Raw genomic sequence first — 20,001 nt, 5'->3', positions numbered from 1 at the left:
GTATATGATTTTAGTTGTTGATGATGACATTGCCGTTAGGGCTTCAATTTCGCTCCTTTTGAAAGGAGCAGGAAACGAGGTGCTTGTTGCAGATAACGCAGTTCAGGCTTTTGAGGTTGTGAAAACCCAAAAGCCTGAACTTATAATACTGGATTTAAATTTCTCGATTGATACTTCTGGTAAAGAAGGGATGAGTTTGCTCAAAAAAATCAGGGCAATTGATACCAATGTTCCTATAATTTTAATCACCGGATGGGCGAGTATCGAACTTGCTGTTCAGGGAATGAAGCTCGGCGCAAACGATTTTATTAATAAACCCTGGAATAATGAACACGTCCTTCAGTCGGTAGAAACATTATTGAAAATAAATGGTAAAAAACCACTCTCGCGGAACAGGAAAGAACTTGATAAGAAGTATAATTTTAAACAGATTATAGGCGAAGATCCGAGCTTGCTAGCCATTCTCGAAACCATTGGCCGTGTAGCCTCAACAAATGCATCAATATTAATTACCGGCGAGAGTGGGACAGGGAAGGAACTGATTGCAGAGGCTATTCACGAAAACAGTAACCGTTCGGGAAAGCCTTTTGTAAAAGTTAACCTCGGAGGGATTTCATCTTCCTTATTTGAAAGCGAAATGTTTGGGCATGTTCGCGGAGCTTTTACCGATGCCCGTTTCGATAGAACCGGAAGGTTTGAAATGGCAAATAAAGGAACTATTTTTCTGGATGAAATAGGTGATTTGGAAGCATCTAGTCAGGTGAAATTATTAAGGGTTTTACAAGATCGTACTTATGAGGTTTTAGGTAGCAGCCGAACCAAGACTTTAGATACCAGAGTAGTTTGTGCAACAAATAAAAATTTAAATGAAATGGTCGCATCTGGCCTGTTTCGGGAAGATTTGTTGTATCGGATTAATCTCATCACCATTCATCTTCCAGCTTTAAGAGAAAGGTCATCTGATATTCCTTTACTTGTTAATTTCTTTATCAATAATTTGAAGGAAATTTATGGCAGGGAAGAATTATCAATTGCACCAAATGCCATGCGCTGGTTACAGCAATTGCCTTTGCCTGGTAATATCCGCCAGCTTAAAAACCTCGTTGAACGAACGGTTTTGATTAGCAATAAAAATGAACTGAGGATTGATGATTTTCAATCGCGGTTAAATTTATCACCACTAAAAAATGAAAAGATAAAACTGCCAGGCGTAGGCACTATGACACTCGACCAGATGGAAGCAGAAATGGTTAAGCAGGCGATGAATTTTCATAAAAACAGAATCACAAAAGCTGCAGCATCTTTGGGGATTACCAGAAATGCCCTTTATCGCCGTTTAGAAAAACATCAAATTCCATTTAATGAAACTGAAGACTAAATATATCCTGTTTATCGTTATTCTTCATCTGATTTGCCTGGTGATGAGCTACTATATTTTTGAAAAAAACAAGCTCATATTCATGCTGGCTGAGGTATTTATCATTATTTCTGTTGTTATTTCTATCAGTCTTTATAACCAGTTAATCAGCCCGCTTACTTATTTAAAGCAAGGTATTGCAGCTATAAAGGATCGTGATTTTAATGTTAAATTTATTCTCACCGGAAAAAAAGAAGTTGATGAATTGGTTGATGTTTACAACAGGATGATTGATGAATTGAGAACGGAGCGGACAAAGCAGGAAGAACAGCATTTCTTTCTCGAAAAGCTTATTCAAACTTCTCCAACAGGAATAATTATTCTCGATTATGACGGACAGGTAAAGCAAATTAACCCCAAAGCGGTTGACATTATAAAAGCAAACCCCGATTTGCTCGAAAACCAGATTCAGGGAATGAAAACCGGAACTTCAAAAATGCTCCGAACAGATGGACTGCATACCTACAAAATTCAAAAGTCGAGATTTATTGACAGGGGTTTTGAACGGATTTTTATTATGATGGAGGAGGTTACAGCTGAAATTTTTGCTGCCGAAAAAAGTGTTTACAGTAAGGTAATCAGAATGATGGCGCACGAAGTTAATAATACCGTTGGTCCGGTAAATTCTATCATCAATACCGCATTGGCACAGGATAATTTGTGGCTCGAAGAGGAAGAACAATTATTAAAAAATGCAATGAAAATTGCTGTGGAACGCAACCAGAACCTAAATGTATTTATGCGGAATTTTGCTGATTTGGTTAAACTCCCTGAGGCAAACAGAAAGAAAACAGATTTGGCTGAACTCCTCAAATCTGTATCAGAACTAATGTATTTCGCCGCAAATGAAAAAGAAATCAGGTTTGAACTTGATTTACCAGCCTCATCCTATTTTATTTCAGCCGATGTTGAACAAATGGAGCAGGCGCTAATTAACATTATTAAAAACTCAATTGAGGCCATAGAACGCAATGGTATTATTAAAATAGAACTGAATTCCTCTAAACATGAGCTCAATATTTCAGACAATGGAAAAGGCATTTCTGAAGAAAATGCAGAACAACTTTTCAGCCCTTTTTTCAGCACTAAAAAAGATGGACAAGGCATTGGTTTAACCTTGGTTAGAGAGATATTGCTTAACCATGGCTTCGATTTCTCCTTGAGAACGATTAATTCAAATACCGTATTTACCATTCAAATGGCTGGATAAATCGTATTTTAACTTCAAATATTAAGTATTAATTCGATTGATTATAACAGTATCTTTACCGCCGGCAAATATATTGGGGAATTACATTTAATATATTTGAATCAAAAAATAACCATCCTTTGAAACAAAATCAAACTCCCGGTACCGAAAATATTCAGGCTGAAATAGATGCCATTAACAGTATTTCTGCAGTTCCTAATATACTTCAGGTAATTTGCCGTACCACGGGGATGGGATTTGCGGCCGTTGCACGCGTAACGGAGAAGAAATGGGTAGCCTGTGCCTTACTTGATAATATAGCATTCGGGCTTAAACCTGGTGGGGAGCTTGAGTTGGAAAGTACCATCTGTAATGAAATCCGCGATCACCATAAGCCGGTAGTAATCGATCATGTTGCGAAAGATCCGCACTTTGCAAAGCATCATACCCCATTGCAATACGGTTTTCAAAGTTATATATCCATTCCGATAATGCTTAAATCGGGCGAGTTTTTCGGTACGCTTTGCGCCATCGATCCTGAACCCCATCGGTTAAATACACCTGAAGTAATCGGCATGTTTAATCTATTTGCCGATTTAATTTCTTTTCACCTGGATTCACTGGAACAAGTTGCAGCTTCGCAGAAAAACCTGGTAGAAGAGCGACTAGTTGCTGAATTGAGAGAACATTTCATTGCAATACTTGGGCACGATTTAAGAAACCCATTAAATGCCATTTTAAATAGTTCGCAGCTATTAAAAAGGCTTACCACAGATGAACGTATCCTTAAAATTTCTGATATCATTCAAAATTCATCTTTCAGGATTAACGGATTAATCGAAAGCATGCTCGATTTTGCCAGCGGAAGGCTTGGCGATGGCATAAAAATTTATCGCAATGAAAAGGAAGTAGTAGAACCGGTTTTAAACGAGGTTATAGCAGAACTTAAAGCCAATTATCCGAATCGCGAAATAAATACTTCATTTAATTTACCTGAATCAATTAATTGCGATGGTAAAAGAATAGCGCAGTTATTTTCTAATCTTTTAGGCAATGCCTTAACTTATGGCCATCCGGAAGAAAGTATTAATGTAGAAGCGGGTGTTAGTGGTGGTCAATTTTATTTATCAATTGCAAATAAAGGCGAACAAATTCCTGAAGCTTCAATGGAGAGACTCTTTGAACCTTTTTCAAGGGGGGAAGTTAAACCATCGCAAAAAGGCTTAGGACTGGGACTTTTTATCGCATCAGAAATTGCAAAAGCACACGGAGGTACATTAAACGTTGTATCCGATAACGAAGAAACTTGTTTTACGCTTAAAATTCCTGTAGGCTAAGCACTAATTTTTTCTGGTATAAATTTCTACAATTTCCCTGTTTACATTCAGGTTTTCAATTTTTTCTATGCCGCGTTGCGTGAGTGTATCATTTTTAAGTGTTACAGTAAACTTGAAATGATGATCTTCCCAATCGCGGGCACTGCAATATTGGAGGTGTTCATCATAATTGTTTCCAGTAAGTGTGTAGCTGCCACTACCTGAATCATAAACTGCCGAAGAACCTTTGCCTTTGTTTAAATCGTGCTTAAAGAAAGCAAAATGTGTAGCATTCAAAATCTTTATCATTTCAATATCCTTAGCTGGTGAAGTATTAAGGGTATCACCTTTGGTTATCGCCATACTTGATACCAATCTCCAGGTTCCCGCAATATTTAATTGCGTCTGATCCGCTTTATTTGATTTACAAGAATAAAAAAGGCATACGATGCCGGTAAAAGCTAGCTTACTGATTTTCATTGGGATGTATTTGGTTACACCGCAATTTACATGTTTTTATTTTAATTGAAATAGGTAACTATCTAAGCATTAAAATGCTTTTGTAATTATCGAGGGTAAAAATGAACTGAATGTTGCCTTTGAGTGTAATCTTTTCAATTTTTATAACTTTTCCCATTAATTGGTAGGCATCAGAAATTAAATCACCAATCTTAATATTATCCAAAATATTAAGTGGCGTAGTGTACGTCAATCTTAACGGCATAAAAATAATATGATTAATTTAAATGTGGAGGTTGCAAAAGCGATACCACAAGCCTGTTTATTCCAAAATAGAATGCTAAAAAAATGGAAAAGTCTGTTTAATGTCATTTATTACGTCTATATTACAACATGGGCGATACACTTAATTTAATATTGGGCTTAGTTTTTATAGCCGGAGGTTTCAGCGTTTTCTGTGTGATTTTTGGAGGAGGGAAAAAAAGCTGATAATTTAAAACTTTATATTATTGATTTACTGTGAGTTTGTGCCGTAGGCCTGCTTTTGTATATTCGATAAATAGATAAGATCATGCAGATATTAGTGCCGGTTTCGTTATAATTTAGCTTTTGTAGACTGTTTCCTGGTATTTGTTAATTTCTTAAAAACAAATACATTTGAGTATTATTCTATAACAATTTTTGTATGTCTGAGAGCGGATTATTAAATGAAAATGAAGATATTCAGTTTATCTCGAAATCTCATTTACTGGTCGCTATGAACCACGTAAAGCTTGGCTTTTTTGAAATGGACACCCAAACTGGTGAAATCCGTTGTACAGCCAGGTGTAAACAGAATTTCGGTATATGTCCGGATGCATCTTTTAGTTACGCACAATTACTTTCGCAGATTTTGCCTGAAGATTTAGAAGCTATGCAGGATGAAGTTGATTTAGCCTTATCTGGAGAAAAAAGCAGTTTTCAGGCTATTTACCGAATTAACCGAACCGATGGCGAAATCAGGTGGATAAAAGCTGATGGTGCCGTAGAACGTGATGGAAATGTGATCATATCGTTTGTTGGCAGCACACAAGATATTACTGACTTAAGAAGTTAGCTAGTTATCTTCAAATAAATAGCCGCTGTATGCCAGTCCTTTGGCTACGCTTTTAAAGTTGTCTCCTGAATTTAGCGGAATGTGTGGAAACTTATTTCTGAATAGGCTTTGGATCGCTTTAACCATCGATGTTCCTCCCGTCATAAACAAACAATCAATTTCCAAATGATTTATCTGATATGTTTCAAGAAATTTGTCTAAATATTCATTTATTCTCTGAACATCTTTGGCAATAACTTCATCGTATTCAGGTATCGTAATGGTTTCATCAATTTCAATCCCCATATTATTATACTTAAATATCGATGATTCCATATCAGACAATTCTATTTTTGTTTTTTCGATGGATTGAAAAACAGAATAGCCAAGATTATTTTCAATTAAAGTGATAAGGTTTTTAAAATTCCTGTCTTTTCCAGAGAAATAATAATAATCATCGATATCTTTCTGGATTTTCTGCCCGTTGAAAAAGTTCATCTTATCCCAAGAGCATATATTGGCAAAAAGTGATTTAGGTACATTCAGTATTTGGCCTCTCGTAGCTTCATACTTAGTGTTTTTGCCAAAATAAGGAGTTCCTTTTTCCCACATAAAGGCCGAATCCAGACTGTCTCCACCAATGTAAATGCCTCCTGAAGCAATCATGTCATTTTTCCGGTCTTTGCTGCCAACTTTTTCAGGGTCCAGAATTAAATAAGTGAAATCTGTTGTACCCCCACCTAAATCGGCAACGAGAACCTTTTCTTTTTTGGTAATGGTTTTTTCATAGGCAAAAGCTGCACCTATAGGCTCAAACTGGAAACGTACATTCGTAAAACCAGCATTTTCAGCTGCCTTTTTTAAACGTGATTGTGCAAGTGTATCTTTTTGGGTATTATCATCATCAAAAAAAACAGGACGCCCAATTATTGCTTTGGTACAATCTACTCCCGTTATTTTATCAGCGGTTTCTTTTAAATCCTTTAATATCAAGGTAACCAAATCAGAAGCATTATAGCGTTTATTCTGAATTCTGGTTTCAGTAAAAGTAGTTCTGGATAGGATTTGTTTTATAGATTTTATGAAACGCCCTTTCATTCCATCATTAAGGTATTCTTCAATTGCTTGTTCACCGACAACATAATTTCCTTTGTCGGCAGAGGTTAGGGCGTGCTTGAAATAAATAAGTGAGGGGATTGAAATTGTAGAAACGATTTCTTTCTTCTCTTCATCAAAAATGGATAGGGCAGAATTGGTAGTACCAAAATCTATTCCATATAGAAATTTACTCATCGCAGCAGAAATAAAATTAGTGGTGAAATTTAATTGGGTTGCGAAAGTATGAAAAAAATCCCGTTAATCTGTTGAAGGAACAGAAGCGGTTTTTCCTGTGATATCAAATAATAAATCACCATTTAGCTGATTAATCCAAACCACAATTTGTTTTACCGGTGATTTACTTAATAAATCTTTCGGGATATCTTTTGAATAGGAAAATTTATAATCTTTAAAGTTACTGATGTCCCTGGTAGAGTTAATGTAGAAATAACCACCTTTATTAGCCACTCTTACATACCAATACAGTATATCTGGTTCATTATGATTGGTATGATTAATTTTGGTAGCATATACATCCATTTTAATCACATCGGGTTCGGGTATATTTTTTTTGCAGGCACAGCAAAATGAGCATAGCAAAATGATAATTACAGTACTTTTCATGGTAGTTGATTTTAAGATAACGACATACCAGGTTTTATATTGTTTTCAAAAATTAAATTATTTGTAGTATTAATTTTACTTAAAAAATGTAGGTTTGCATCGAAAAAATCTAACTGTGTAGTTAGATCGATAAGATTATTATTTAATTGAAACTGTATTCGTAATGAATTAAGCAGCGAAAATAACCCAAAAAATAATAGGTTAGGTTAAAATACTGTTGTTTTTGGTTAATCGAAGGCAATATTGCGAATTGTTATGTAAAATGCTTATTTTGTGATGTAACTGTAAACAGGTGTTATGTTGTCTGAGTAAAATAAGATACTTTGATATAAAATGATACAACTTGAAGATGTCAGGGGCAGGTTTAAAAGAGATAAGGCGCTACATGCGGAGTTCCCGATCAGGGTACTGATTATTAAAGAAGCTACCGGACTATTATGTATGAATTCCGGCGATTATGTACTTTCGCCTGGAAGAGTATTTTTTATACCCGAAGAGGGAATTATACGTTTAGAAGGCGAAATTACCTCAGCTTATTGGTTGAGTTTTAGTAGTACCCTATATTCTGAGTTTTTACTGCAGCATCGCGATTCCCAATCGCGAAATTTATTCATGACATTATCTTTTAAGGATTTAACAAACGTTCAGGCGCATAAGGCTTTTACATTGCTTGAACAGCTTAAAAGAGAAATTCTAGCTAAACGCGATACTTCTTATCTGGCACAATACCTGTCTTTAATTCTTGGTTTTTCAGCTGTTTTAAATGCCGAGCTTATGGATTTAACCGTTGATGAGCTACAACAGGTATTAAGGTTCAGGGCTATTTTAGAACAATACTTTAAAACCGAACGTGCCACGGAGTTTTATGCCGCAGGCATGGGAATGAACTCAAGAAAGCTGAATGCTTTCCTGAAAAAGGCATTTAAGAAAAATCTTCCTGAATTACTATATGCGAGGCTTATCCGCGAAGCAGAAGAATTATTAATCCACACCGATTATTCCATGTCGATGATTGCTGAAATACTGGGTTTTGAGCAAGCCAATTCATTTGTTAGTAATTTCAAAAAAACAAAAGGTATATCGGCACTCGAATTCAGAAGGATGAATTAAGGTTTTTGTTTCGGGATAAAGTTTAAAAACGATTGAAACTGCGCTTTATGTTTATGTTTATCTAACTTAAAGTAAAATGCACCTCTTCTTGAGCTCGATTTATCTTTCTCCGCCTGCTTAATCAATAAACCGCTCGCCATAATTTTTCTAATGAAGTTGCGGTTATCAATGGGCGAATCGTAAACCTGTTCGTATAAATTCTGAAGCTGGGGGATTGTGAATTTTTTTGGTAATAATTCGAATAAAATAGGGTGTAACGCTGCCTGATACCTGATTTTGGCCATTGCCGCTTTAACCATAACATTGTGATCGAAAATTAATTCGGGTACTTCTTTTAATTTAAACCACTCGGCATGATACTGGTCATTTATCTGTTTGCTGTATTTATTAATGTCGATTAAGGCAAAATATGTAACAGAAATTGTTCTTTCAATAGGATCTCTGTCTGGTTGCCCGTATGCATGTAGCTGTTCCAGGTAAACATCGTGCAAACCTGTTAATTCCAGTAAAATACGTTTTGCCGCACCATCTAAATCTTCATTAGTACCAATGAAACCACCCATTAAACTCCATTGGTCTTTAACGGGTTCTATTGCCCGTTTTATAATTAAAAGTTTTAAGTGCTCTCCATCGTATCCGAAAATTATGCAATCTACTGCTACGAGAACAGGGTTTTGGTTTATGTATTTTGCCATCTTAAAAAAGCGTTTTTAATATTGGGTCGTTGAAGTTATCAATAAATCCCAAAATATTTGTGTAACCGTTAAATTCTTCAGTTTTATGTGTTGTAGTAAGTACAATGCAACTCATGCCAGCATTCAGGGCCGACTCCACACCTTTTGGTGCATCTTCGAAAACTACACATGCTGATGGTGCTACACCAAGTTTTTCCGCACTTTTCAAAAAAGTTTCGGGGTGGGGTTTACTTATTTCAACATCATCAGCACTAACAATAGTATCAAAAAAATCATGAATTTTTAGTCCATTTAGTACAAAATCAATGTTAAACATAATCGCCGCTGAACCTATAGCCATTAAAATTCCCTTTTGTTTCGACGCGATTAAAAATTCTTCTAAGCCGGTAATTAATTTAAGATTTGGAAAATAAGCCTCCTGATATCGTTTCTCCTTTTCAAGCGATAACTTGCTTATTTCTTCGGTCGTAAACCTTTCGGAGCCAAAAATACGTTCAACAACTTCATGGTTTTTGCCGTACATTTCTTGCTTAACCGCTTCATAGCTGATTTTTTCGCCTAAATCCTCTGTGATAATAGAATGCCACGCAATGGTATGGTAAGCCATGTCATCAATCATGGTGCCATTCAAATCGAAAATAAAAGCCCGGGGTTTAATATCCTTTATGGTCATATTTAAGGACAAAATTAGTTTTTTTTAATGCTGTAAATTCTGGAAGACAATTATAATTATAATCGTTATAATAACGTTAATTATTTTGTTACTTTAGCCTTAACCAAATTAAAATCTTTATGAAAAGAAACATTTTTTCAGTAGTAGCGATTGCTACCATGTCTTTATCAACACTTTTACTTTCCTGTAATCCATCTTCAGAAAATAAAACAACTGAGGAAATTAAGACAGATTCATCAGCTTACAACACAACAATAGATGGCAAAACCGTATCGCTTTATACGTTGAAAAATAAAGCAGGTGTGTCGGTTTCAATTACAAATTATGGTGGGAGAGTGGTTTCGCTTTTGGTACCTGATAAAAATAACAAATTAACAGATGTGGTTTTGGGTTACGACAGCATTGGGGCTTACCGTAAAAAGGGCGAGCCATTCTTCGGGGCTTTAATTGGCAGGTATGGTAACAGAATTGGCAAAGGGAAATTTAAGCTGGAAGGAAAGGAATACCAGTTACAACTGAATGACGGCGTAAATACTTTGCATGGCGGCACTGATGGGTTTTATTCAAAAGTTTGGGATGCAAAGCAAACTGACGCCCAAAAATTGGAGTTAACTTATTCTTCAAAGGATGGAGAAGCTGGTTATCCGGGAAAATTGGATGTTAAAGTTACTTATACGTTGACAGATGATAATGCACTGAAAATAGATTATTCTGCAAGTACAGATAAAACGACTATCGTTAATTTAACTAATCATGCCTATTTTAATTTAAATGGTGAAGGAAATTCAACGATTTTAGATCACGAATTATCTATCGATGCAAATGCCTATACACCAGTTGATTCAACTTTAATCCCGACAGGGAAATTACAACCTGTTGCAGGTACAGCATTTGATTTTACCAAAACGAAAACAATTGGTAAAAATATCGAAGATAAGGATGAGCAATTAGGTTTTGGAAAAGGATATGACCATAACTTTGCTTTAAACCAGCATGATGAAAATAAAGCCATTGCAAAGGTAAAAAGTACAGTTACCGGCATTGTAATGGAAGTTTATACCACTGAACCAGGTTTACAGTTTTATAGCGGAAATTTTTTAACCGGGAAAGATAAAGATGGCAAAGATGGTAAATCTTATCCGCACCGCTCGGCTTTTTGCCTGGAAACACAACATTTCCCTGATGCACCGAATCATTCAAACTTTGCTTCAACAGTGCTTAAGCCAGGCGAAGTTTATAAAACTACAACAACCTATAAGTTTTTAAAGTAAGGTTTGCTGTTACAGCTTATAAAATGAAGATGCAGTATTCAGAAACAGGTTTTCTCTTTCCTGAATACTGCATTTTGAAGTGTACTTAGCAACAAGGTTAAACCAATCAGCGTACGGGCGACTTAATAATACAACCGGCCAGTCGCTGCCATACATTACCTGGCTGGTTCCAAAGTGTTCGAATATCACATCGAAACAGTTGAAAATTTCTATTTCTTTCCAGTTTTTCCAATCGGCCTCAACCAATAGCGCCGAAAGCTTACAGTAAACATTTTTGTTTTGTGCAAGAGTTTTAATGTTCTTACTCCATGTTTTTAAATCCTGGCTTTTTACATCGGGTTTGCCACAATGATCTAAAACAAAAGGCTGGTCAGAAACCTTATCAACAAGTTTTATGATGTCGGGCAGCTGATTGTGGTAACATAATAAATCGTAAGTGTAATCGAATTTTTTTAAAGTTTTGATACCTTCGATAAAATCTTCTGAAAGGATAAAATCTGTGTTTTCGGCCTGAAGTACATGTCGCCATCCTTTTATCTTTTTAAATGTCGACCAGTAGCGTAAGCGTTCTTCCAGATTTTTACTTTTTAAATCAACCCATCCAACAATACCTTTAATTATCTCGTTTTGCTCGGCTAAGGTTAATAAAAAATCGTTCTCTACTTCTGATTGAACAGCCTGCACAGCAATGCAACCCGTAATTTTTAATTCACTATAAGTTCTGATTAGATTTTTAGGCGTAAAATCTTTACGAATGGCATTCATGTCTGCTGTAATCCACGAATCTCTTACCGGGTCAAAGTTCCAAAAATGCACATGCGTATCAATCATATTCAGTTCGTTTAGAGTTTAAAAATATTTTCCATTAATATCCATTTTTCGCCAGGTTTGCTTCCCGGAAGTGCCTTCTGGTAGTTCCACATTAGTTTTTCCCACTCCTGAACTTTTTCGTTTTCCAGGTCGGCTTTGTTTTTTGCCTCAAAAGAAAATGAGTCATCAACTTCCATCATCATGAACAGCCTGGTGCCGAGAAGATAAATTTCCAAAGCTTCAACACCAGCTGATTTAATGCTTGCTTTAATCTCGGGCCAAACGGATTGATGGTATTTTTTATAAGCAGCAATCACCTCATCATCATCTATTAAATCGAGTGTAAAACAATGTCTTTTCATGATTAATTTTCGCTGTAAGCTTTTACAACTTGTTTGCTGCTACCTAAACCATCAATGCCCAGCTCTACTACATCTCCCGCTTTTAAATACCAAGGTTCTGGTTTTTGACCTAAACCAACACCTGCCGGTGTTCCGGTGGTAATTACATCACCCGGTAAAAGTGTCATAAACTGGCTAATGTACGATACCATGAAAGGTACATTGAAAATCAGATTCGAGGTATTTCCATCCTGTAATTTCTCGCCGTTTACGGTTAGCCATAATCTTAAATTGTGTACGTCACTAATTTCATCGGGTGTTGCAATAAATGGCCCGATTGGTGCAAAGGTATCGCAGCTTTTACCTTTAACCCATTGCCCGTTTCTTTCTAGCTGAAACTCGCGTTCGCTATAATCGTTGTGTAAAACGTAGCCGGCAATGTGTTCAAGCGCATTTTCTTCTGTCACATAGCTTGCTTTTTTAGCAATTACAATGGCGAGTTCTACTTCCCAATCAGTTTTCTTACTGTTTTTAGGGATTACTAAATCATCATTAGGCCCAACAATGGCAGACGTTGCCTTAAAAAACAAAATTGGCTCTGCTGGGATTGGGGCATTGGTTTCTGCAGCATGGTCTTTATAGTTTAAGCCCACACAAATTATTTTTGAAGGACGGGCAAGGGCAGCACCTAAGCGTACACTTTTATTTACCTCGGGTAAGGTTGTATTTTTAATGTCGGCTGCTAATTTTTCAATTGCATCACCGGCAAAAAAGGCTTCGTTATAATCCGTAACCAGCGATGAAACATCATAATATTTATCGTCGATAATTACGCCCGGTTTTTCAGCACCTGCTTCGCCAAATCGTATTAATTTCATTTTTATTTTTTTATCGTTGTAATGTTTAGTTATTTAATGTTGTGAAACCACCGTCAATCGGATAATCGCAGCCCGTTATAAATGAAGCTTCGTCGCTGCACAAGTATAAGGCCAATGCACCAACTTCTTCTGGTCTTGCCATACGGCCTATTGGTTGTGTTTTAGATAGTTTTTCGAACATTTCTTCGATATTATCAGGGTAGTTTTTCTGTAAAAAACCATCAACAAAAGGGGTATGCACCCTTGCAGGTGAAATTGAATTACACCTGATGTTTTCGCCAATGTAATCTTTGGCCACACTCATGGTCATCGCCTTAACGGCACCTTTAGCAGCGCTATATACAAAACGATCCGGCAATCCGATTAAAGAAGCAATAGATGCCATGTTGATGATAACACCACCACCCGAAAGACGCAGTTGCGGAATAGCAGCATACAAACAATTATAAACACCTTTTACATTAACACGCATCACACGGTCAAAATCTGCTTCTTCGGTAGTATCTGCTTTGCCTATATGCGCAATACCTGCATTGTTAATCAGAATATTTAGCTTTCCTATTTTAGCAAAAACTTCTTTAACTGCATTATGGTCGGCAACATCGCAGGCATAACTGAAGGCAGTGCCTCCCTGTGCTTCAATTTCAGAAAGCGTTTCCCGAGCCTGCTCAGTTCCTAATTCTATGATATGCACTTCGGCACCTTGCTTTGCAAGAACTGTAGCTATGGCTTTTCCAATACCACTTCCGCCTCCGGTTACTACCGCCCGTTTATCTTTTAGTGAAAACATCGTTTATATTATTGGTTTAAATTATCGATTTTTTAACAAAACAGAAACCAGTATTGAGTTAAAATCATTAGATAAATTACATTTTATCTTATAGCTGGTTACAAATAAAATACTTAATGTTGAATAAATACTTTAACTTTTTAGCAAAATATTGGCTGATATTGTCATAATGCCTTCAAGACCGTTTAGCCTTGCCTACCTTGCAGAAATTTTACAAAATCAACATGCGATATTACTTATATTTGAATAATATCTTTATATTTAAATAAAATTTTAACCAAATGTAAAATTAAACCTTTTAAAAAGAGGTTTATGTCACCAACTGATTGAATGAGAAATTTTCTAATTTTTGTTTCCTGTGCGTTACTTTTTCCATTGGTTTCAATGGCATCGATTAAAAAAGCTGAAAAGGTTAAAACGATAATTATTTCTACTGATAACGCCAGGATTAATTTTGGAACAGCCAAATTTCTGAACGCTTTGAAGAAAGCCGGTTATCAATCTTCGTTAAAAAAAATAACTAATAAGGCTTCCTTCAAAGAAAAGCATGCCGTTTTAATAGGCGAACTGAATAACTCCTTTATTTCTCACAATCTTCCCGGAGTAATTAAGAAGAAAGTCCAGGGAGCCGGTAAGGAGGGTTTTGTTATTTCTTACGGAACTGACGGTAATTTATATGTAATTGGATTTGATGCTTCCGGTACATTATATGGTTGTTTAGAACTTATTGAACAACTTAAAAAAACTGGTGATATTCCGTCGAAAATTGAATTGACTGACCATCCGGAAATGGTTATGAGGGGAACTTGTATTGGCTTACAGAAAACTGATTATTTACCTGGACATGATGTATACGAATATCCTTATACACCCGAAACATTTCCATGGCTCTACGATAAACAACTGTGGATAAAATACCTGGATATGATGGTTGAAAACCGTTATAACTCGCTTTACCTCTGGAATGGTCATCCTTTTTCATCGCTTGTGAAGCTCAAGGAATACCCATACGCAATTGAAGTTGATGACGCCACTTTTAAAAAGAACGAACAAATTTTCAGGTTTTTGACCACTGAAGCCGATAAGAGGGGGATTTGGGTGATACAAATGTTTTACAACATTATTATTCCTAAGCCTTTTGCGGATAAACATGGATTGAAAACGCAGGATAGAAACCGGCCAATCATTCCGATTATTGCCGATTATACTCAGAAATCTATTGCGGCTTTTGTAGAGAAATATCCGAATGTAGGTTTGATGGTTGCCCTCGGCGAAGCCATGGAAGGTGTAGGACAAGATGATATTGATTGGTTTACAAAAACAATTATCCCTGGCGTAAAAGATGGTTTGAAAGCTGCGGGTATAAAGAATGAACCGCCTATCGTGCTGCGGGCACATGATACGGACGCCCCGGCAGTTATGAAAGCAGCATTGCCACTTTACAAGAATCTTTATACCGAGAATAAATTTAACGGAGAAGCACTTACTACCTATGAGCCAAGGGGTGCATGGGCCGAACTGAATAGAAAGCTTGCTTCAATTGGAACGATGAATATTTCCAATGTTCACATTCTGGCAAATCTCGAACCTTTTAGGTATGGTTCTGCAGATTTCATCCAAAAATCAGTGCAGGCAATGAACAGGATTTATGGTGCGAAGGGGCTTCATTTATACCCACAGGCTAGTTATTGGGATTGGCCTTACACAGCTGACAAAACTAAAACCCGCGAACTGCAGATTGACAGGGACTGGATTTGGTATAAAGAATGGGCCCGTTACTCGTGGAATAGCCAAAGAGACCGAAAAACTGAAATAAATTATTGGGGTAATGAATTGGCAGATAAGTACGGAACTGATTTAGCTGCCGGTAAAGCCATATTAAATGCCTATGAAGAGTCGGGAGAAATTGCACCGAAACTGCTGAGAAGATATGGTATTACCGATGGTAACAGGCAGACCTTAACGTTGGGAATGTTAATGACGCAGCTAATTAATCCTTTCCGCTATGGCTTGTTCACTTTAATGTATGAATCGGAAGCGCCTGAAGGCGAAATGATTATTGATTATGCAGAGAAAGAATGGAAAAAGCAGGGGCACGTTGGTGAAACTCCTGTTCAGATTGCAAATGAAGTAATTGAACATGGAAAGAAAGCTGTGGCATCAATTAACGAAGCCTCGCCGGCGGTTAAAAAGGATACAGCCGAGTTCAGGCGGTTAAAAAATGATATGTATTGTTATGATGCACTCGCCAATGCTTATGCCGAAAAGGTTAAGGCCGCACTTTGGGTGTTGAGGTATAAATATTCGAATAACGTTGAAGATTTGGATAAAGCATTGCCGTTTTTACAAAAGAGCCTGGATTTCTATCAAAAGCTAACCATGCTAACCGAAAATGAATACCTATATGCCAACAGCATGCAAACAAAGCAAAGAAAAATACCAATGCGTGGTGTAGATAAAACATTTATTCATTGGAAAGAAATGCTGCCTGTTTTTACTAACGAATTGAGTCATTTTAAGCATAGTATCGATTCGTTAAAGTCGTTAAATGGTACTGCATCTGCAAAAATAATTCCTTATAAAAATGCTGATGTAAAGCTACTGTCGGGCAATATGGAGCTTTATCCACTCGAAAAAAATGCAAAGGTTTTTACGGATACTACAAATCAGATTAAAGAAATTACAACAGAACTTACTGGTCTTAACGGCTTCAGGTTATCTAAAGAAAATCAGATTAAAAAGGGAACCGAAATTAAATTCAGCACTAAAAACCCGGTTAAGTTATTGGTAGGTTATTTTAAACAGATGGATGGTAAAACACTGTTGCCGCCACAACTCGAAATAGATGCGAGTGCCAATAATTACGGGCAATCGGAGATTAAAATTTCAAATGCACTGGTTGTAAATGGTTATGAACCTGTAAATGTTCATGCGTATTCCTTTCCTGCCGGTACGCATACTTTAACATTAGGTAAAGGTGCCTGCTTGCTTTTGGGATTTATTGATGATAAACAAACCTTACGGATTTTTAACGCTGGTTTAGACGGACATGGAAAAGATATTGATTGGTTATTTGAATAATGGGGAATAAGAAAAATTTAATAATGGCAATTTGCCTGTTTGTTACTGCAACAGGTTTTGCACAACAAAAAACAGTTCCGCTTAAAGCGAAACTGAAAAATTATGTCGAATATTTTAACTCAATTGATACCGAAGCAGTCAAAAACTTTGTTCCCAATGCGCAATCCTACAATTGGTTGTCCGAAAATATCCCTTTGCTGGATTGCCCTGATGAAGTAATCGAGAAAAATTATTACTATCGCTGGTGGTCGTACCGTAAGCACCTGGTTAAAACACCTGAAGGTTTCATCTTTACCGAGTTTATAGAGCCCGTAAAGCATGCTGGCAAGTACAACTCAATCAGCTGTGCGCTCGGGCATCATATATACGAAGGTCGTTGGCTTAAAAATAACGAGTACCTCAAAGAATACATTAATTTCTGGTTATATAAGGCTGATGTTGGCCAAACCAAACCACGTTTTCATCAGTTTAGCAGCTGGGTAGACGATGCCGTACTGGCTAATTATATGGTTAAACCCGATGCTGGTTTTTTAAAAAGTATATTACCGGCACTTAATACCGATTATGAAAAATGGGAAAAGGAAAGACAGCTTAAAAGTGGTTTGTTCTGGCAGCACGATGTTAAAGATGGCATGGAAGAATCCATTAGCGGTTCAAGAAAGGATGAGAACAGCCGGCCAACCATTAACAGTTATATGTTTGGCAATGCAAGAGCTTTAGCCACTATTGCCGGTTTACTTAAAGAAGAAACAATAAAACAGAAGTACGAGCAAAAAGCCCTGACGTTAAAAAAACTGGTTCAGGATAGTTTGTGGAATGCTACCTCATCGTTTTTCGAAACTAAACTTGCAAAAAAAGGTCTTGCCAATGTTCGTGAAGCCATCGGTTTTACACCCTGGGATTTTAATTTGCCTGATGATCAGGATAATTATGCAAAAGCATGGGATCAACTTTTAGATACAGCAGGTTTTAATGCACCATGGGGTTTAACTACGGCTGAAAGGAGAAATCCTACCTTCAGGACAAGAGGTTCGGGACATAGCTGTGAATGGGATGGTGCTTTATGGCCTTTTGCTTCATCACAAACATTAAAAGGCCTATCAAATCTATTAACCAATTATAAAAAGCACGGCAAAATGACTGCTGATGTTTTCTATGATGAATTACATAAATATGCACTTTCCCATCAAAAAAATGGAAAGCCTTATATAGGTGAATATCAGGATGAAAAAAATGGCGAATGGCTAAAGGGCGATAATCCCAGAAGCAGTTTCTATAACCACTCTACCTTCTGCGATTTAATTATCAGCGATTTAATCGGTCTGAAACCTCGAATAGATAACATACTCGAAATTTATCCGCTAATTCCAAAAGGAAAATGGGATTGGTTTACCCTTGATAACATTTCTTACCACAATAAAACAATAACTTTAATGTGGGATAAAACCGGAGCAAAATATAAAAAGGGTAAAGGTTTCTTTATCTATGCTAATGGAAAAGAAATTTATAGAAATAGCGATTTAAAGCCTGTAAAAATTAAACTTTAATTAAATGGCTGCTTCTACAACGATTAAAAGAAATACCTTAATGAAATATTACACCCATTTATTAAAAGCATTGCTGTTTACTTTTGTGTTCTTCGCGTTTTCAGTTGCAAATGCCCAGTCGTTTTACAACGTTTTGAAATATGGCGCAAAAAATGATAGCAGTAAAATTGCCACAACAGCGATTAAAAATGCGATTGATGCTGCATCAAAAGCAGGTGGAGGTACTGTTTATTTTCCTGCCGGAAAATACTTAACGGGGCCCATTCATTTAAAAAGTAACATTACCATATTTATTGATGCCGGAGCTGAACTTCACTTTAGCGATAATTTTGATGATTATTTACCCATGGTGAAATCGAGGTATGAAGGTGTTGATGTTACTTCGTTCTCACCACTTTTCTATGCTTATAAAGCTGAAAATATTTCCATAACAGGAAGAGGCTTGATTGATGGACATGGTAAAAAGTGGTGGGATTTTGTTGAAGGATATAAAGAAGGGCAAGCACGTTCTAAATGGCAAAATAAATTTGATGAGTTAAATAAGGATATTATCCTGCCTGATGATGCAAAGCAGATGAAACGTGGCTTTCTGCGCCCGCCATTTATACAGCCTATGTTTTGTAAAAACATCATTATCGAAGGAATTACCATAAGAAATTCTCCATTCTGGACAATAAACCCCGAGTTTTGCGAAAACGTGAAAGTTCACGCTGTTACCATAAATAATCCACATTCGCCAAATACCGATGGAATTAATCCTGAATCGTGCAAAAATGTGCATATTTCCGATTGCCATATCAGTGTTGGCGATGATTGCATAACCATAAAATCCGGAAAAGATGCACCTGGCCGTAAAATGGGAATACCTGCTGAAAATTATACCATAACAAATTGCACCATGTTATCAGGTCATGGTGGTGTGGTTATCGGCAGTGAAATGTCGGGCGATGTCAGGAAAATTACCATATCCAATTGTGTATTTGATGGAACCGACCGAGGAATCAGAATTAAAACCGCAAGAGGCCGTGGCGGTGTTGTTGAGGAAATCAGGGTAAGTAATATTATCATGAAAAACATTGGCCAACAGGCAATTGTACTCGATATGCAATACGCTAAAACGAATCCGGAGCCTGTTTCTGAACGAACCCCGAAATTCCGGAATATTCATTTCAGCAATATAACTGGTGAAGTAAATCAGGCTGCATATTTAAACGGACTGGAAGAAATGCCTATCGAGAACATTACTTTTAATGATATCAATGTAGACGCTAAAACGGGTTTTAGTATTGGCAATTCCAATAAAATTGAATTTCACAATGTTCAGGTTAATACAACATTAGGCTCTGCTTTATCGGCTTCGAATGTAAATAGCCTAACCATTGATAATGTTAAAACCTATACACCCAATGATAAATCAGCGGTTATCGATTTAAAAAATGTTAGCGATGTTTTTTTGTACAATGCTTTTCCTGTTAGTGGAACGGAAACATATCTAAAACTTAGCGGAGCGAAAACCAAAAGTATTTCTATTGGAAACAATAACTTTAAGAATGTAAAAAATGCAGTGGTAAAAGAGAAAGAGGTTACAGATTCGATAAATGTAATATCTGGAGATAAAGGGCAATAA

The 20,001-nt window shown here is 36.7% G+C and carries 19 protein-coding genes; 9 read left to right on the top strand and 10 right to left on the bottom strand.

Annotated elements, in window-relative coordinates:
* The first annotated feature begins 4 nt into the window (after positions 1-4).
* From R2R71_RS03890 to R2R71_RS03880, 3 genes are all read left to right on the top strand, one after another.
* Complete coding sequence (locus R2R71_RS03890) at positions 5-1,378, top strand: sigma-54 dependent transcriptional regulator (RefSeq protein ID WP_316829935.1); 1,374 nt, start codon at positions 5-7, stop codon at positions 1,376-1,378.
* Entirely contained in the window at positions 1,362-2,627 is a 1,266-nt protein-coding gene (locus R2R71_RS03885) for a sensor histidine kinase (protein WP_316829934.1), read from the top strand. The genes R2R71_RS03890 and R2R71_RS03885 overlap by 17 nt, the downstream gene beginning before the upstream one ends.
* A gap of 119 nt (positions 2,628-2,746) precedes the next feature.
* The gene (locus R2R71_RS03880) at positions 2,747-3,943 is read left to right on the top strand and encodes a GAF domain-containing sensor histidine kinase (protein ID WP_316829933.1); all 1,197 of its coding nucleotides are present in this window, start codon (positions 2,747-2,749) and stop codon (positions 3,941-3,943) included.
* A 3-nt stretch (positions 3,944-3,946) separates the two neighbouring features.
* Here the strand turns inward: R2R71_RS03880 and R2R71_RS03875 are convergent, their stop codons facing one another.
* Complete coding sequence (locus tag R2R71_RS03875; protein ID WP_316829932.1) at positions 3,947-4,402, bottom strand: hypothetical protein; 456 nt, start codon at positions 4,400-4,402, stop codon at positions 3,947-3,949.
* A gap of 58 nt (positions 4,403-4,460) precedes the next feature.
* Positions 4,461-4,646 (bottom strand): hypothetical protein, encoded by a 186-nt coding sequence (locus tag R2R71_RS03870; RefSeq protein ID WP_316829931.1) that lies wholly within the window; start codon positions 4,644-4,646, stop codon positions 4,461-4,463.
* Positions 4,647-5,066: 420 nt separating this feature from the next.
* Between R2R71_RS03870 and R2R71_RS03865 the strand changes: the two genes are divergently transcribed.
* Positions 5,067-5,477 (top strand): PAS domain-containing protein, encoded by a 411-nt coding sequence (locus R2R71_RS03865; RefSeq protein ID WP_316829930.1) that lies wholly within the window; start codon positions 5,067-5,069, stop codon positions 5,475-5,477.
* Here R2R71_RS03865 and R2R71_RS03860 read toward each other — a convergent pair whose 3' ends face one another.
* Both R2R71_RS03860 and R2R71_RS03855 read right to left on the bottom strand, forming a co-directional pair.
* Complete coding sequence (locus R2R71_RS03860) at positions 5,478-6,749, bottom strand: Hsp70 family protein (RefSeq protein WP_316829929.1); 1,272 nt, start codon at positions 6,747-6,749, stop codon at positions 5,478-5,480. It abuts the gene before it with no gap.
* 63 nt (positions 6,750-6,812) lie between these two features.
* Positions 6,813-7,178: a hypothetical protein gene (locus R2R71_RS03855; protein ID WP_316829928.1), complete on the bottom strand. Its 366-nt coding sequence runs from the start codon at positions 7,176-7,178 to the stop codon at positions 6,813-6,815.
* A 333-nt stretch (positions 7,179-7,511) separates the two neighbouring features.
* Between R2R71_RS03855 and R2R71_RS03850 the strand changes: the two genes are divergently transcribed.
* On the top strand, positions 7,512-8,288 hold the full coding sequence (locus R2R71_RS03850) for a helix-turn-helix domain-containing protein (protein WP_316829927.1): 777 nt from the start codon (positions 7,512-7,514) through the stop codon (positions 8,286-8,288).
* Here R2R71_RS03850 and R2R71_RS03845 read toward each other — a convergent pair.
* Both R2R71_RS03845 and R2R71_RS03840 read right to left on the bottom strand, forming a co-directional pair.
* Entirely contained in the window at positions 8,285-8,983 is a 699-nt protein-coding gene (locus R2R71_RS03845; RefSeq protein WP_316829926.1) for an NUDIX hydrolase, read from the bottom strand. The two genes, R2R71_RS03850 and R2R71_RS03845, sit on opposite strands and share 4 nt — an antisense overlap.
* 1 nt (position 8,984) lies before the next feature.
* Positions 8,985-9,656, bottom strand: coding sequence for an HAD family phosphatase (locus R2R71_RS03840; protein ID WP_316829925.1), 672 nt, complete (start codon positions 9,654-9,656; stop codon positions 8,985-8,987).
* Between the two features lie 119 nt (positions 9,657-9,775).
* Between R2R71_RS03840 and R2R71_RS03835 the strand changes: the two genes are divergently transcribed.
* Entirely contained in the window at positions 9,776-10,927 is a 1,152-nt protein-coding gene (locus R2R71_RS03835; protein WP_316829924.1) for an aldose epimerase family protein, read from the top strand.
* Positions 10,928-10,936: 9 nt separating this feature from the next.
* Here the strand turns inward: R2R71_RS03835 and R2R71_RS03830 are convergent, their stop codons facing one another.
* From R2R71_RS03830 to R2R71_RS03815, 4 genes are read right to left on the bottom strand one after another with little or no spacing between them, the layout of a single operon-like run.
* A complete protein-coding gene (locus R2R71_RS03830; protein ID WP_316829923.1) occupies positions 10,937-11,758 on the bottom strand; it encodes an amidohydrolase family protein in 822 nt (273 codons plus the stop codon).
* Positions 11,759-11,769: 11 nt separating this feature from the next.
* The gene (locus R2R71_RS03825; RefSeq protein ID WP_316829922.1) at positions 11,770-12,099 is read right to left on the bottom strand and encodes an L-rhamnose mutarotase; all 330 of its coding nucleotides are present in this window, start codon (positions 12,097-12,099) and stop codon (positions 11,770-11,772) included.
* A gap of 2 nt (positions 12,100-12,101) precedes the next feature.
* Positions 12,102-12,956 (bottom strand): fumarylacetoacetate hydrolase family protein, encoded by an 855-nt coding sequence (locus R2R71_RS03820; protein WP_316829921.1) that lies wholly within the window; start codon positions 12,954-12,956, stop codon positions 12,102-12,104.
* A gap of 25 nt (positions 12,957-12,981) precedes the next feature.
* Positions 12,982-13,746, bottom strand: coding sequence for an SDR family oxidoreductase (locus R2R71_RS03815; protein ID WP_316829920.1), 765 nt, complete (start codon positions 13,744-13,746; stop codon positions 12,982-12,984).
* A gap of 330 nt (positions 13,747-14,076) precedes the next feature.
* Here R2R71_RS03815 and R2R71_RS03810 point away from each other — a divergent pair, with 330 nt between their 5' ends.
* Genes R2R71_RS03810 through R2R71_RS03800 form a run of 3 tightly spaced genes read left to right on the top strand, consistent with a single transcriptional unit; the run spans position 14,077 to position 20,001 of the window.
* Positions 14,077-16,827 (top strand): hypothetical protein, encoded by a 2,751-nt coding sequence (locus R2R71_RS03810; protein WP_316829919.1) that lies wholly within the window; start codon positions 14,077-14,079, stop codon positions 16,825-16,827.
* 23 nt (positions 16,828-16,850) lie between these two features.
* The gene (locus R2R71_RS03805) at positions 16,851-18,374 is read left to right on the top strand and encodes an MGH1-like glycoside hydrolase domain-containing protein (protein WP_316829918.1); all 1,524 of its coding nucleotides are present in this window, start codon (positions 16,851-16,853) and stop codon (positions 18,372-18,374) included.
* Positions 18,375-18,378: 4 nt separating this feature from the next.
* Positions 18,379-20,001: a glycoside hydrolase family 28 protein gene (locus R2R71_RS03800; protein ID WP_316829917.1), complete on the top strand. Its 1,623-nt coding sequence runs from the start codon at positions 18,379-18,381 to the stop codon at positions 19,999-20,001.

Source organism: Pedobacter aquatilis (assembly GCF_032678405.1).
In the GTDB taxonomy this organism is placed as follows: domain Bacteria; phylum Bacteroidota; class Bacteroidia; order Sphingobacteriales; family Sphingobacteriaceae; genus Pedobacter; species Pedobacter aquatilis_A.
Note: the sequence above shows the minus strand (reverse complement) of the source record. Positions and strands in the feature narration are given on the sequence as shown.